Source organism: Pseudonocardia halophobica (assembly GCF_027922425.1).
Classification (GTDB): Bacteria; Actinomycetota; Actinomycetes; order Mycobacteriales; family Pseudonocardiaceae; genus Pseudonocardia; species Pseudonocardia halophobica.
This window is the reverse complement of sequence record NZ_BSFQ01000038.1, coordinates 56029-70044: the sequence shown is the minus strand read 5'-3', so window position 1 is coordinate 70044 and position 14016 is coordinate 56029. Positions and strand designations below refer to the sequence as shown.

At 73.0% G+C, this 14016-nt stretch carries 14 protein-coding genes; 5 read left to right on the top strand and 9 right to left on the bottom strand.

The genetic code is table 11. From position 1 onward, the window contains the following. Positions 1-191 precede the first annotated feature (191 nt). A complete protein-coding gene (locus PKE99_RS30355) occupies positions 192-1355 on the bottom strand; it encodes a L,D-transpeptidase (RefSeq protein WP_037051405.1) in 1164 nt (387 codons plus the stop codon). 168 nt (positions 1356-1523) lie between these two features. Then, the gene (locus PKE99_RS30350) at positions 1524-2594 is read right to left on the bottom strand and encodes a UDP-N-acetylmuramate dehydrogenase (RefSeq protein ID WP_051738063.1); all 1071 of its coding nucleotides are present in this window, start codon (positions 2592-2594) and stop codon (positions 1524-1526) included. A 36-nt stretch (positions 2595-2630) separates the two neighbouring features. Here PKE99_RS30350 and PKE99_RS30345 point away from each other — a divergent pair, with 36 nt between their 5' ends. The 3 genes from PKE99_RS30345 to purU all read left to right on the top strand — a co-directional run bounded on the left by PKE99_RS30345 (position 2631) and on the right by purU (position 5294). After that, positions 2631-3122: a DUF2505 domain-containing protein gene (locus PKE99_RS30345; RefSeq protein ID WP_037051408.1), complete on the top strand. Its 492-nt coding sequence runs from the start codon at positions 2631-2633 to the stop codon at positions 3120-3122. Between the two features lie 326 nt (positions 3123-3448). Further along, entirely contained in the window at positions 3449-4216 is a 768-nt protein-coding gene (locus tag PKE99_RS30340) for a GNAT family N-acetyltransferase (RefSeq protein ID WP_051738064.1), read from the top strand. Positions 4217-4400: 184 nt separating this feature from the next. Beyond that, a complete protein-coding gene (gene purU, locus PKE99_RS30335; RefSeq protein WP_037051414.1) occupies positions 4401-5294 on the top strand; it encodes a formyltetrahydrofolate deformylase in 894 nt (297 codons plus the stop codon). Positions 5295-5355: 61 nt separating this feature from the next. Here purU and PKE99_RS30330 read toward each other — a convergent pair whose 3' ends face one another. From PKE99_RS30330 to PKE99_RS30300, 7 genes are all read right to left on the bottom strand, one after another. After that, positions 5356-6798, bottom strand: coding sequence for an FAD-binding oxidoreductase (locus PKE99_RS30330; RefSeq protein WP_306470767.1), 1443 nt, complete (start codon positions 6796-6798; stop codon positions 5356-5358). A 68-nt stretch (positions 6799-6866) separates the two neighbouring features. Beyond that, entirely contained in the window at positions 6867-8261 is a 1395-nt protein-coding gene (locus PKE99_RS30325) for an FAD-binding oxidoreductase (RefSeq protein ID WP_037051417.1), read from the bottom strand. A 115-nt stretch (positions 8262-8376) separates the two neighbouring features. Next, complete coding sequence (gene lon / locus PKE99_RS30320) at positions 8377-10677, bottom strand: endopeptidase La (protein WP_037051420.1); 2301 nt, start codon at positions 10675-10677, stop codon at positions 8377-8379. Between the two features lie 89 nt (positions 10678-10766). Next, positions 10767-11309: a YbaK/EbsC family protein gene (locus PKE99_RS30315; RefSeq protein ID WP_425566403.1), complete on the bottom strand. Its 543-nt coding sequence runs from the start codon at positions 11307-11309 to the stop codon at positions 10767-10769. After that, positions 11306-11653: a DUF2516 family protein gene (locus tag PKE99_RS30310; protein WP_063739861.1), complete on the bottom strand. Its 348-nt coding sequence runs from the start codon at positions 11651-11653 to the stop codon at positions 11306-11308. Before PKE99_RS30310 ends, PKE99_RS30315 begins: the two co-directional genes overlap by 4 nt. A 134-nt stretch (positions 11654-11787) precedes the next feature. Further along, positions 11788-12627 carry a hypothetical protein gene (locus tag PKE99_RS30305; RefSeq protein ID WP_156067991.1) on the bottom strand — a complete coding sequence of 280 codons (840 nt, stop codon included), beginning with the start codon at positions 12625-12627 and terminating at the stop codon, positions 11788-11790. A gap of 5 nt (positions 12628-12632) precedes the next feature. Then, positions 12633-13061 (bottom strand): helix-turn-helix domain-containing protein, encoded by a 429-nt coding sequence (locus PKE99_RS30300; RefSeq protein WP_037051424.1) that lies wholly within the window; start codon positions 13059-13061, stop codon positions 12633-12635. Positions 13062-13217: 156 nt separating this feature from the next. Between PKE99_RS30300 and crcB (PKE99_RS30295) the strand changes: the two genes are divergently transcribed. Together crcB (PKE99_RS30295) and crcB (PKE99_RS30290) are read left to right on the top strand one after the other, a co-directional pair. Next, a complete protein-coding gene (gene crcB / locus PKE99_RS30295; protein WP_037051426.1) occupies positions 13218-13661 on the top strand; it encodes a fluoride efflux transporter CrcB in 444 nt (147 codons plus the stop codon). Then, the gene (crcB, locus tag PKE99_RS30290) at positions 13658-14014 is read left to right on the top strand and encodes a fluoride efflux transporter CrcB (protein ID WP_037051428.1); all 357 of its coding nucleotides are present in this window, start codon (positions 13658-13660) and stop codon (positions 14012-14014) included. Before crcB (PKE99_RS30295) ends, crcB (PKE99_RS30290) begins: the two co-directional genes overlap by 4 nt. Positions 14015-14016 lie beyond the last annotated feature (2 nt).

Here is a 14016-nt window from a genome sequence, read left to right as displayed (position 1 = left end):
CCGGCGGGGCCGGCGGGGCCAACCGATCAACGACGCTGTGAAGCGTGTACGAGATCAACAGTTGAGGTGCCGGGAAGGCCCCAGGCGTCAGTCTCAGAGACGGGTTCGCACGCACCAAGCACGAACGAGCACAGCCGACCCCCACCCCGATTCTCATCCCTCGAGGCGGCCCGGGATAGGGCCATGACATCTCAGAGGGCGGAGAGGCGCTGCCACTCGTCCCAGGACAGGGTCCAGTCCCAGACGTCCCCGTCCCGGGCCGAGAGCTGCACCGGGGTGCCGGTGACCTCGACCGGGTCGCCGTAGAGCGCCGTGTCGTAGTAGGCCTTGGCGTTCTCCAGCGACAGGTTGACGCACCCGTGGGTGACGTTCGACGAGCCCTGCGCGTTCGCCGAGGCCGGGTTGGCGTGGATGAACTCGCCGTTGTTGCTCATCCGGACGGCCCACTTCTCCACGACGTCGTAGCCGTACTGCTGGCTGATCATCCGCTTGTCGGTGAACTTCTCGGTGACCACGTGGACGCCGGAGCGGGTGTTGCGGTCCGGGTCGGCGGCCAGGCCGTAGCTCGCGGGGTAGTTCGCGACCTGCTTGCCGTCCCGGATCACGACCATGCGGAACGACTGCGCGTCCGCCTTCACGACCTGGGCGCGGCCGATCGAGAAGTCACTGGTCACGTCCGCGGCGCCGAACTGCCCGCCGCCGTAGTCGACGCCGTAGAGCTTGGCGGCCACCGAGACCTTGGTGTTGGCCGGCCAGTACTCCTTCGGCCGCCAGTGCACCCGGGAGCCGCCGGCCTCGTCCGGCAGCCAGCCCCAGGCGCCCTCGACCGGCACCGACGTCTGCACGCTCAGCGCCCGTTCGACGGCCGCGCGGTCCTCGACGTGGCCGTTGAACTGGATCTCGATCGGAGCGGCGATGCCGACGGTCCGGCCGTCGCCGATGTTGATCACGCCGCGGACCTGCTTCGTGGGGACGACGGTGTGGAAGCCGCCCGCCAGCGGCACGCCGACCCCGTCCGCCCCCTTCGCGGTGCCGGACCAGGCGTACTCGGTGTCGTAGCCCAGGGGCTCACTGCTGGTCCAGACGGTGTGGTCGGCGTTGAGTGCGCCGGCCACCGGCTTCCCCTGCGGGTTGGTCAGCGCGACCTGCTCGAGCGTGCCGTCCGTCACGCTCACCGAGACGGGTGACGTGGGGTTGATCCCGGTGGCCTGCGCGGCCGGCTGGTAGGCCAGCGTCGCCGCGCGCGCGAGCAGCGCCGGTGGCGTGTCACCGCCGCGCCCGGCGGCCGTCGCCGCCGTGACCACACCGACGGTCCCGACCGCGATCACGGCCAGGACCAGCAGGATCCGCCTCATCGTCCTCCCCCGTACGAGTTCTCCACCCCGTACCAGGACGCGACGGGGCGGCGGACGTTGCTCGTGAGCAGTGTCCGGTCGACGAGGTTACGCGTCACCACCGACAGCGACGACCGCCGACGCGGGCGGGGTTGCACGCCGTCCCGCCCGGTGAAACGTCACGGTCGGTCACAGGGCGCAGCCCACGAGGACCGGCTCCGGGTGCAGCGCGATCCCGAACCTGTCGAGCACCCCGGTCCGCACCTCGCGGGCGAGCGCCAGCAGGTCCCCGGTGCTGCCCGCGCCGCGGTTGGTCAGGGCGAGGACGTGCCGCGTTGACAGCCCGACGCGGCCGCCCGGCCCCTCGTGGCCGGGGGCGAAGCCGGCCTGCTGGATCAGCCACGCGGCGGGCAGCTTCGTGCGGCCCTCCCCCGCCGGCCAGCGCGGCATCGCCGGGTCCGGCACCGCGGCGTCGTCGACGATCGGGTTGGTGAAGAAGGAGCCGGCGCTCCAGGTGTCGTGGTCCGCGGCGTCGAGCACCATGCCCTTGCCGCGCCGCAGCTCCAGGACGGCCTCGCGCGCCACCTCGGCGGGCACGGTGGAGCCGGGGTCCACCCCGAGCGTGCGGGCGAGCTCGGCGTAGGCGATCGGCATGCTGGCCCCGCCGCCGGGCAGCGCGAACCGCACCCGCAGCACGACTGCGGCGTCGGTGTTCTTGAGGACGCTGGTGCGGTAGCCGAGGCCCAGCTCGGCCGCCGGGACGTGGGTCCGGACCGCACCCGTCCGCCGGTCGTAGAGGTCGACGTCGACGAGCAGCGCGGAGACCTCCACGCCGTACGCCCCGACGTTCTGCACCGGGGTGGCGCCGGTCAGGCCCGGGATGCCGGACAGGCACTCCAGTCCGCCCAGGCCCTCGGCGACGGTCGCGGCCACGACCGCGTCCCAGTCCTCCCCCGCCTCCGCCGTGAGCAGCACCGACCCGTCCGGGCGCCGCTCGAGCGCGGTCCCGCCGCCCGTCATCCGCACGACGGTGCCCGTGAACCCCTCGTCCGCCACCACGACGTTGGACCCGCCGCCGAGCAGCAGCAACGGCTCGCCGGACTCGTCGGTCGCGCGGACGGCGTCGACCGCGGTCCCGGCGTCCGGCGCCTCGATCAGCCGCGCGGCGGGACCGCCGAGGCGCAGGGTCGTCAGCGGCGCGAGCGGCGCGCCGACGTGGACCGGGCCGGTCTGCTCGTCCTGCGCGGGGGAGGTCTGCACAGGGCGCCACGGTAGCGGGCGGGGTAGCCTCCGGCCGTGTCCCGCCCGACGGAGTTCCGTGCCACGAGCCCCCACCCGGTCGACCGGGTGTACGCCACCATGGTCGACCGCGAGATCCTCAGCGACCGGCTCGCCACGATGGGCGGCCCGGGTGCGGCGATCCTCGAGTACACCGGCGACGAGAACGGGTGCAAGTACCGGATCCGGCACGGCATCGACGAGAAGGACCTGCCCGGCGTGGTGAAGTCCTTCGTCGGGTCGCGCGGCATCACCATCGAGCGGGACGAGAGCTGGACCCGCTCCGGCGACGGCTACGACGGCACCGTCGGGGTCGAGCTGCCCGGCATGCCGGCGGGCGCGCAGGGCACCATGCGGCTCACCCCGAAGGGCGAGGGCTCCGAGCTGGTCGTGAAGGTCGACGTCACGGTCAAGGTCCCGATCATCGGCGGGAAGATCGAGGAGTCGGTCGCCCAGCAGATCCACCACCTGCTGGAGATGGAGACGGAGTACACGCTCTCCCGGATCTGACCGCCGGGTGCCAGGTCGATGCGACCCGGCCGACAGGCCCGCCGCGCACGCTGCCGTCATGGCTACCGTCGACGGCCGTCGTGCTCATGGTGCACGGTGAGGCGGATCCGTGATGCCGGTGCAGGACACGCACGGGATCGCCGCCCGGCTGCCGGACGCCACCGTCCCCGGTGACCTGCACGACGTCTCAACGAGCACGACCGCGACCTCGTGCACGACGTGGTCGCCCGGTTCGTCGAGGCCGCCGCGGTGCGCGGGCGGGTCGACCTGGTGGGGCGCCGCTAACTCCGTTGCGCGGCGGGTGCGCGGCGGGTGAGCCTGCCGACATGGTGCTGCGGGAACGGACGCACGGCGGGGAGACCGACGCCGACCTGTACGCCCGCGGCACGGCGACCCTGCTCGCGGCGTGGGAGGAGTACGCCCGCGGGGCCCGGGACGCCGCGGTGCAGCGCCTCCCGGGCGTCGCCGCGGCGGTCTTCCCGCACGGGCCCGAGCGCGGGGTCTACAACAACGCGGTGCTGGTCGGCGGCCTCCTCCGGCCGGAGCGCGCGGCGGCGCTCGACGCCATGGAGGAGGCCTACGCGGCCGCCGGGATCACCCGGTTCGCGGCCTGGGTGCACGAGGACGACGTCGCGATGCGCGCCGACCTCGAGCACCGCGGCTACACGCTCGACGAGACCACCCGGGCAATGGGCCTGACCCTCGACGAGCTCCGGGTCCCACGTCCGGCGCTGGACGTGGCCGCGCCGGACTGGGCGGAGTACCTGCGCGTGATCGAGGTGCCGGTGGACCTGCTGGCCGATGCCGACCACGCCGCGTTCCACGTCGTCGTCGCCCGGCTCGGGACCGAGTCGGTCGCGGCCGCGATGGCGTACGACCACCGCGACGACTGCGGGATCTACAACGTCGGGACGCTGTCGCACGCCCGCCGCCGCGGCCTGGGCACCGCGGTCACGGCCCTGCTCCTGCACGAGGCGCGCGACCGCGGCCGCCGCACCGCCAGCCTGCAGGCCACGCCGATGGCCGAGCGCCTGTACGCGACGCTCGGGTTCCGGGACCTCGGCCGGATCCTCGAGTACGTCCCGGAGCGGTAGACGCTCGGGCCGGCTCCCGGACGCCGACCGCGAGGCGCCGCTTCTCGCGGACGGCCACGGCCTCACCGCGCCGACGGCACGGGTGCGGGCGCGGTGGGTGTCGGCACGAGGGCGATCCTGCGTCGGGGCTCGTCGTGGCGCACCCCACGTGGGACGTGTCGTTCGCGATGGCACCCTTGTCGTCGTGCAACCGGAAGCCGACCGCCGCTACGTCATCACCTTCAGCTGCCCCGACCGCACGGGCATCGTCGCGCGGATCGCCGGCTTCCTCGCCGAGACGGGCGCCTGGATCGTCGAGGCCGCCTACCACGCCGACGCGGAGGAGGGCTGGTTCTTCACGCGCCAGGCCGTCCGGGCGGCGTCCGTGCCGTTCGACGTCGACGAGCTGCGTGCCCGGTTCGCGGCGATCGCCGAGGAGTTCGGGCCCGAGGCCACGTGGCGGGTCACGGACAGCGGCGTGCCCAAGCACGCCGTCCTGCTCGTCACGCGCGAGGCGCACTGCCTGCACGACCTGCTCGGCCGCGTCGCCGCCCACGAGCTGCCGGTGACGCTCGACGCCGTGATCGGCAACCACGAGGACCTCGCGCCGCTGGTCAAGGCGCACGGCATCCCGTTCCACCACGTGCCCTTTCCCGGGCCGCGCGACCCGAAGCGCGAGCAGGGCAAGGTGGAGTCGTTCGAGAAGGTCCGCCAGATCGTCGACGCCCACGAGCCCGACGCCATCGTGCTCGCCCGGTTCATGCAGATCCTGCCCGCGCACCTGTGCGAGGAATGGGCGGGCCGCGCGATCAACATCCACCACAGCTTCCTGCCGTCCTTCGCCGGCGCGCGCCCGTACCACCAGGCGCACGCGCGGGGCGTGAAGCTGATCGGCGCCACCTGCCACTACGCCACGGCCGACCTCGACGCCGGCCCGATCATCGAGCAGGACGTGATCCGGGTCGACCACGGCGACACCGTCTCCGACATGGTCCGCCGGGGTCGGGACGCCGAGCGCCTGGTTCTCGCCCGGGGCTTCCGCTGGCACCTCGAGGACCGCGTCCTGGTGCACGGCAACAAGACCGTCGTCTTCCGGTAGCTGCGGAACGGCGCTCTCGCTCACGCCATGTGAGCGAGAGCGCCGTTCGTTCCTGTCCGGGTCAGGCGGGCTTGATGTTGACGTTGCCGCGGAACAGGTTGGCCGGGTCGTAGCGGCCCTTGATCTCGGCGAGGCGGTCGTACTTCGCGGCGCCGTAGGTGGCACGGACGCGGTCGTCGTCGTCGCTGTCGAAGTAGTTCACGTAGGCCCCTGCCGTTCCGGCGAGGGGGCGGAGGAGATCGGCGGTGTCGCGCACCCACTGCCGCTCGGCCGCCAGCGTCTCCGCATCGGTACTGGCCGCGACGACATCGACGACGAACTGCACGCTCCGACGTCCGCCGTAGGCCGTGGCGTCGTCCGCCACACGGGCGTACTCGCCGATCAGTGGGAAGGCGAAGGAGAAGCTCATCGGCGAGGTCTTGGCGCGCGCCCGGGAGAAGAGCACCTCGAGCGCGTCGTCACCCAGTTCGTCGAGATAGAGGGACTTCTCGTAGTAGAGCCCTCCCCAGGGAGCCGAGTCGTCGATCGCCTGCTGGGCGCCCGTGTACGGCATCGGCGTCACGAGCTCGAACAACGGCGGGAAGTCCCGGTGCAGGGGCTCGAGGATCCGTGCCTGCTCCTCCGCGGAGCCGAAGCTCACCAGGATCAGCGCGCTGCCGAGCGCGAAGTGGTGCTCCTCCGGTACGAACGGCGCGGGCGGTGCGTTCAGCCCGATCGCGAAGAGGCATCCGGCCTGGTCCGGGAGCTCGGACACGACGTCCCGGCAGGCCCGCACCGGTGCGATGCCGGCGTCGTGGTGCCAGAACAGCAGCGCGAACTGCACCTCCGGGCCCACCGGATGCAACCGGAACTCGAACGAGGTGACCACGCCGAAGTTCCCGCCACCGCCCCGCAGCGCCCAGAACAGGTCCGGGTGCTCGTCGGCGGAGGCGGTGACGATGCTGCCGTCGGCCAGCACCACCTCGGCGCGGAGCAGGTTGTCGATCGTCAGCCCGTACAGCCCGGTCAGATAGCCCATGCCGCCGCCGAGGGTCAGGCCGGCGATGCCCGTGTGACTGACGGTCCCGGCGGGCACGGCCAGGCCGTGTTCCTGTGTCGCGGCATCGAGCTCGGCGAGCGACACCCCGGGCTGAACGACCGCGCGGCGCCGCGCGGAGTCCACGGAGATCGACTTCATCGTCGACAGATCGATCATCAGGCCGTCGTCGCAGATCGCCCGGCCCGCGACGCCGTGCGCCCCGCCGCGGACGGCGAGCTCCAGGCCCTCCTCCCGAGCCAGCTCGACGGCGGCCGCGACGTCGGCCGCGGTGCGGCACTGCACGATCACTGCGGGCCGACGGTCGATCTCGCCGTTCCAGAGCGATCTGGCGTCGTCGTACCCGGCCTCGCCCGGTAGCAGGGCTGCGCCCGCGATCCGGGCTCGCAGGGCATCCACGTCGAACCTGGCCGTGCTGGTCATCTCACCCTCCTCGAAGCCGACGGTCGAGTGTGCGATGCCGGTCACCGCTCGGGCTGTACGTACTTCCTGCCCCGGGGACGGCGCCCCTCGGAGAAGGGCGCCGTCCGCGCGGGTCAGGCAGGCTTGATGTTCGCGTTGACGTGGAAGACGTTGCCCGGGTCGTACTTCGCCTTGATCTGCGCGAGCCGCTCGAACTTCCGCGCGCCGTAGGCCGAGCGGAGGGCGTCCTCCGGGGTCTCCGCCATGAGGTTCACGTAGGAGCCCGAGCCGACGGCGGCGGGACGCAGGGCGTCCCAGGTGTCGCGCACCCAGGCGCGCTCGATCGCCATGGTCTCGGGGTCCGGCGCGATCGCATCGATCGCGACGACGTACCGGAGGCTTCGGCTGCCGCCGAACGCCGTGTCGTCGTCGCCGACCTCGGCGTACCCACCGCCGAACGGGAAGATCAGCACCTCGGACAGCGGCGACGTCATGCCGGGCAGCCGCTCGGCCAGGGTGTCGACGACCTCGTCCGGCATCGCGTCGAGGTAGAGGCCCTTCGTGTACGCGCGGATCCCCCAGGGCTGGGCCTCGTCGAGCATCTGCTGCAGCCCGACGTACGGGATGGGCGTCAGCACCTCGAACAGCGGGTCGAGCGCCTCCCGCAGCGGTACGACCGCGGCCGCGTGTTCCTCCGCGCCGCCGAAGCCGACGACGATCACGCCGACGCCGCGCCGGAAGTGGTGCTCCTGCGGGACGATCGGCGTCGGCGGGGCCGCGATGCACGCGACCGCCGGGCTGATCCCCTCCGGCACCCCGTCGAACCAGTCCCGTGCCGCGCGCAGGGCGTGCGCCGCCCGCTCCTGCTCCACGAACAGCAGGCCCAGGTGGACCATCGGCCCGACCGGGTGCAGCCGGAACTCGAACTCGGTCACCACGCCGAAGTTGCCGCCGCCCCCGCGGATCGCCCAGAACAGGTCCGGGTGCTCGGTCGCGCTCGCCCGCACGCACTGTCCGTCGGCCAGGACGATCTCGGCCGACTCGAGGTTGTCGATCGAGAGGCCGTGCAGCCGGGACAGCCACCCGAATCCGCCGCCGAGCGTGAGCCCGCCGACGCCGGTGTGGCTCACCGTCCCGGCGGGCGTCGCGAGGCCGTGGGCCTGGGTGGCGGCGTCGAGCTGCGCCAGCTTCGCGCCCCCGCCGCAGCGGGCCCGCCGGGCCTGCGGATCGACGACCACGGAGTCGAGCGGGCTGAGGTCGATCATCAGCCCGCGCTCGGGCACGGCCGCGCCCCAGTACCCGTGCCCGCCCCCGCGCACGGCCACCTCGAGGCCCTCCTCGCGGGCGTACCGGAGCGCCGCGGCGACGTCGTCGGGGCCGGTGCAGCGCGCGATCACCGCGGGCCGCTTGTCGATCTCACCGTTCCACACCGACCGGGCCTCGTCGTACCCGTCGTCCCCGGGCAGCAGGACGGCCCCGCCCATCCGGGCCCGCAGCGCCTCGACGTCGTACCGTGCCGTGCTCGTCATTCGCCCTCCTCGGTGTCGGAACTCCGCCCGAGGAAGAGCGTGTGAGGACGATCACGGATACCGAGAACGCCGGATGGCGCCCCTCGTCGAGGGGCGCCGTCCGGATTCGTGCAGGTCAGGCGGCGGTACGCTGCTCCACCGGCTCGAGCGCGATCTCGAGGACCTCGCTCACGTCGGCGACCGGGTGCACCCGGAGCTCACCGCGGACCGACTCCGGCAGGTCGTCGAGGTCGGGCTCGTTGCGCTTCGGGATGATCACGTCGGTCAGGCCCGCCCGGTGCGCGGCCAGCAGCTTCTGCTTGACCCCGCCGATCGGGAGCACCTTGCCCTGCAGCGTGACCTCGCCGGTCATGCCGACCGACGACCGCACCGGACGTCCGGAGGCGAGCGACGCCAGCGCCGTCGTCATCGTGACGCCGGCCGACGGGCCGTCCTTCGGGACCGCACCCGCGGGGACGTGCACGTGCAGCTTCTTCGACGCCAGGTCCCCGGCCAGCCCGCGCGAGCGCAGGTAGGACAGGGCGATCGACACCGACTCGGTCATGACCTCACCGAGCTGGCCGGTGATCGTCAGGCCGGGGTCGCCGTCCATCTTGGTGGCCTCGATGAACAGGACGTCGCCGCCCGCGCCGGTCACCGCCAGGCCGGTCGCCACGCCCGGGACGGAGGTGCGCTCCGCCGACTCCGGGGTGAACTTCGGCCGGCCCAGGTACTTGACCAGGGTGTCGGCGTCGACGTGGATCGGCGCCTCCTGCCCCGAGTCGAGCCCGACGGCGGCCTTCCGCAGGACCTTGGCCAGGCCCCGCTCCAGCTGCCGCACGCCCGCCTCGCGGGTGTACTCGGCGGCGATCATGCCCAGCGCGACCTCGGAGAACTCGACGTCCGTCGGCTCCAGGCCGGCCTTCTCGACCTGCCGCGGCAGCAGGTGGTCGCGGGCGATCGCGATCTTCTCCTGCTCGGTGTAGCCGTCGAGCGTCACGACCTCCATGCGGTCCGCCAGCGGGCCCGGGATGGCCTCGCCGACGTTCGCGGTCGCGAGGAACAGCACGTTCGACAGGTCCAGGTCCACCTCGAGGTAGTGGTCGCGGAACGTGTGGTTCTGCGCCGGGTCGAGCACCTCGAGCAGGGCCGCGGACGGGTCGCCGCGGTAGTCGCTGCCGACCTTGTCGATCTCGTCGAGCAGCACGACGGGGTTCATCGTGCCGGCCTCGCGGACCGCGCGGACGATGCGGCCGGGCAGCGCGCCGACGTAGGTGCGCCGGTGGCCGCGGATCTCCGCCTCGTCGCGCACGCCGCCCAGGGCGACGCGGACGAACTTGCGGCCGAGCGCGCGGGCCACGGACTCACCCAGCGACGTCTTGCCGACGCCGGGCGGCCCGACGAGCGCCAGCACGGCACCCGAGCCGCGGCCGCCGACGGTGTCCAGGCCCTTGCGGTTGCGCCGCGAGCGGACGGCGAGGAACTCGACCAGCCGCTCCTTGACGTCGTCGAGGCCGGCGTGGTCGGCGTCCAGGATCCGCCGGGCCTCGACCAGGTCGTCGGTGTCGACGGTGGTCTCGTGCCACGGCATGTCGAGGATCGTGTCCAGCCAGGTCCGGATCCAGCCCGACTCCGGGCTCTGGTCCGACGCCCGCTCCAGCTTGCCGACCTCGGTCAGCGCGGCCTTGCGGACGTGCTCGGGCAGGTCGGCGGCCTCGACGCGGGCACGGTAGTCGTCCTCGCCCTCGGGGTCGCCCTCACCGAGCTCCTTGCGGATCGCGGCGAGCTGCTGGCGCAGCAGGAACTCGCGCTGCTGCTTCTCCATGCCCTCGCGGACGTCGTTCGAGATCTTCTCGGTGACCTCCTGCTCGGCGACGTGCTCCTTCGTCCACTCGAGGAGCTTCTCCAGCCGGCGGGTCACGTCGGTCTCGGCGAGCAGCTCCAGCTTGTGGGAGTTGTCGAGCCAGCTCGCCCAGCCGGCCAGGTCGGCCAGCTGCCCCGGGTCCGTCGTCTGCTGGACGGAGTCGATCACCTGCCACGCGTTGCGCTGCTGCAGGATCCCGACGACCAGGGCCTTGTACTCCTTGGCCAGCTCGTGGGTCCGGCCTGTCACGGGCGAGTCGTCGACCGTCTCGGCCTCCACCCACAGGGCCGAGCCCGGGCCGGTCACCCCCGACCCGATGCGGGCTCGCGTCTCACCGCGGACCACGGCGGCCCGGTCCCCGTTCGGGAGCCTGCCGATCTGTTCCAGGACCGCGACCACACCGATCGCGGCGTACTTCCCGTCGAGGCGGGGGACGACGAGGACCTTCTTGCCCTCCGCGGCGTCGACCGCGGCCTGAACCTCCGGAGCGTCGAGCCGGACGGGCACCACCATGCCGGGCAGCACCACCGAGTCGGTCAGCGGAAGCACCGGCAGCTTCAGCGTCTGTGTCATGCCCCGGTCAACGCTTACACCGCAAGCCTCATTCCAGCGTTCAAGTAAGTCCGCTGTGGGTGAACGCAGGAACCTTGAGCGAGGGCGACTCAGGCCGGTCGGGCCAGGTCCTCCACGACCTCGGCACCGGGGAGTGCGGTGAGCACGGCACCCGGGACGGCGAGCTTGGAGCCCCGGATCCCGCTGCCCACGACCACGGCCTCGGCGGCGGCGACCTCGGGCGCGATCAGGAGCGGCCAGCCCTCGGGCAGGCCGAGCGGGGTGATGCCGCCGTACTCCATGCCGGTGAGCTCGACGGCCTCGTCCATCGGGGCGAAGGAGGCCTTGCGGACGTCCAGCCTGCGCTTGACCACGCCGTTCACGTCCGCGCGCGTGGTCGCGAGGACCAGGCAGGCGGCGTACCGGACCTCGCCGGACCGCTTGCCCGACACGACCACGCAGTTCGCCGAGAACTCGGGCGGGGAGGAGTAGGCCTCGCAGAAGGCGGCGGTGTCGGCCAGGTCGGGGTCGATCTCCGCGACCAGCACACCGCTCGCGTCGGGCAGCCGCGACAGCGCCTTGACGACGGGTTCGGCGAGCAGTTCGGGGTGGTCGGCGGCGGGGAGCGGGGTCAGGCTGCCGAGCACGCTCACCAGCTGTTGCCACCCCGCGAGGCGGCGACGACGGCCGGCTTGACGTCGACCAGGTAGACCAGCATCGCGACGGTGCCGGCCAGCCAGAACAGCGTGAGCTCGCTGCGCAGCCCCTGGAAGGAGGCGACGACGCCGAGCAGGCTGGGCGACGAGATCACCCCGAAGATGGGGATGACCAGCAGGAACAGCGCGGCCGCGCCGGTGATGCCCAGCCAGGCGTTCTTGGTCAGCTTGCTGGCCGCCTGGAAGGCGTCGGCACGCTGGCGGACGGCGTGCACGAAGGCGTAACCCGAGCACACCGCGACCACGATGCCGATCACGCACAGCACCAGGCGGTCGAGCATGGTGAACACGTTCACCGGTCCAGACTACGTGCGGCGGCGGGATCAGGACATACCCGCACACCGTGAGCGGTGTCCCCGCAGAGACCGACGGCCCCGGAGCGGGCTGCTCCGGGGCCGTCGGGACGCGGGACGCGTCAGCTGTCGGACTTGGCCGGGCCCGGGCGCCGGGTGGCCGGCTTGCGGGTCGCGGCCTTCGGCGCGGTCTTCGCCGGGGTCGCGGCCTTCGCGGCCGGGGTCTCGCTCCGCGGCGCGGTCTCGGTCTGCGGAGCCGGCTCGGTCACCGGGGCGGTGCGGCTCGCCGCGCGGCGCGTGGTGCTGCGCGTGGTGGCGGCGGCCTCGTCACCGGCCTCGTCGACGGCCTTCGCGGCGTCCTGGCCCGCCTCGGCGACGACCTTCGACGCGTCCGCGGAGACCTCGGTGATGGTCTCGGCGACCTCGTCGGCGGCCTTCTGCGTGCGGACGGCCACCTTCTCGCCGACCGAACGGGTCTGGCGGGTCAGGGTCGAGAGGGCCTTCTCGGCGGCGTCGTGCGCGTCGTCGACGAGGGCGTCGACCCGGGCGTCGAACTTGCCGGTCAGCTCCTCGACCTGGGTGAAGGCCTGCTTGACCTGCGGCTGCTCGCGGATCTCGGACCAGGTACCCGCACCGTGGCGGGCGAGGTCGGCGTAGGCCTTCTCCGCACGGGCGCGCCACAGCTCGACGACCTTGCGCAGCTCCTCGGTGGTCAGCTTGCCGCGCAGGCCCTCGATCTCGCCGGGCAGCTCGGAGGCGAACTTCTGGGCGGCCTCGGCCTGGGCGGTCGCGGCGGTCCTGGCGTTGCTGTAGGCGCCGAGGATGCTCGAGTACGCGTACTCGCCGGCACCCAGCACCGCCAGCAGCGGCGTCTTGACGGTCTCCGCCTGCTCGGCGGCGGACTTGGCAGCCTGCTCGCGGACCTTGCGGACGTCCGCGGCGGTCGGCAGCGACACGGCCATGGTGATCACTTCCTCTGTTCGGTCGGGACGTCGGGATCGACCTGTAGGTCGTTCTCCCGCCGGAAGGACTGGTAGATGTCGAGAAGAACCTGCTTCTGGCGCTCCGTGAGGGAGGCGTCGGACAGGACCGCGTCGGTGACGACGCTGGCAGGCCGCTCCTCGAGGATCCCCGCCTTGACGTAGAGCGCCTCGGCGGAGATCCGCAGCCCCTTCGCGATCTGCTGCAGGATCTCGGCCGACGGTCTGCGCAGTCCGCGCTCGATCTGGCTGAGGTACGGGTTGCTGACGCCGGCCGTCCGGGCGAGCTGCCGCAACGAGACCTGGGCGGCCTCGCGTTGGGAGCGGATGTAGGAGCCGATGTCGTCCACGGTCTTCTCGACGACGTGACCCACCTGACCCACGGCCTGGTCGATCAACGGCTTGTCGTCCGACATACGCTCACCTCCCCCGGACACGATCGACCGTACGCGGCCGTGCTAGCTGCTGCAAGCGGGATGCTTGCGCAGGTGGCGTGGCCCTCGTCACGATCTGGATCGATCAGCTCGGTCGGGCGTGGATCAGGGCCGCCGGCCGCCCTCTAGGGTGTCGACGTGCACGGCACCCCGCCGCCGGACGCCGCGGCCCGCCCACCGGTCGTCGCACCGCTGCGCGGGCAGGGCCGGGCCACCGTGGCCGTCGCGGTCGGGGGCGCGCTCGGGGCCCTGGCCCGCTGGGGCGTGGGCCTCGGGCTGCCGACCACGCCCGGCGCCTTCCCGTGGGGGACCTTCCTCATCAACGTGTCCGGCTGCCTCGCGATCGGCGTCCTGCTCGTGGTCGTCACCGAGCTCCGCACGGCCCACCCGCTGGTGCGGCCGTTCCTCGCGACCGGGGTCCTCGGCGGCTTCACCACCTTCTCGACCTTCTCGGTCGACGCCCAGCACCTCCTGCTGGGCGGGCACGTCGGCCTCGCCGTCGCCTACCTGGCCGGAACGCTCGTCGCGGCCGTGGCGGCGACCTGGCTCGGCGCCGCGGCGGCGCGGAGGTTCGGCCGGTGACCCCGCTGCTCGTGGTGCTCGGCGCGGCCGTCGGCGCCCCGGCCCGCTACCTCACCGACCGGCTCGTGCAGTCGCGGCACGCGACGGGCTTCCCGTGGGGCACCTTCACGATCAACGTCGTGGGCTCGTTCGTGCTCGGGACGGTGGCGGGGGCCGCCACGTCGCCGGCGGTGACCGCGCTGGTCGGCACGGGGTTCTGCGGGGCGCTGACCACCTACTCGACCTTCGGCTGGGAGACCGTCGGCCTCGCCCGGGAGGGCCGGCGCCTGCTCGCCGTGCTCAACGCCGTCGGCTCCGTCATGGCCGGGCTCGGCGCCGCGGGTCTGGGCCTGGCCGTGGGCACCACCCTGTGAGT

Coding starts and splice junctions, on each gene's coding strand:
- PKE99_RS30355 (WP_037051405.1), bottom strand. CDS start 1,355: ATGAGGCGGATCCTGCTGGTCCTGGCCGTGATCGCGGTCGGGACCGTC.
- lon (WP_037051420.1), bottom strand. CDS start 10,677: ATGACACAGACGCTGAAGCTGCCGGTGCTTCCGCTGACCGACTCGGTG.
- PKE99_RS30305 (WP_156067991.1), bottom strand. CDS start 12,627: ATGGCCGTGTCGCTGCCGACCGCCGCGGACGTCCGCAAGGTCCGCGAG.
- PKE99_RS30310 (WP_063739861.1), bottom strand. CDS start 11,653: ATGCTCGACCGCCTGGTGCTGTGCGTGATCGGCATCGTGGTCGCGGTG.
- PKE99_RS30340 (WP_051738064.1), top strand. CDS start 3,449: ATGGTGCTGCGGGAACGGACGCACGGCGGGGAGACCGACGCCGACCTG.
- PKE99_RS30300 (WP_037051424.1), bottom strand. CDS start 13,061: ATGTCGGACGACAAGCCGTTGATCGACCAGGCCGTGGGTCAGGTGGGT.
- PKE99_RS30325 (WP_037051417.1), bottom strand. CDS start 8,261: ATGACGAGCACGGCACGGTACGACGTCGAGGCGCTGCGGGCCCGGATG.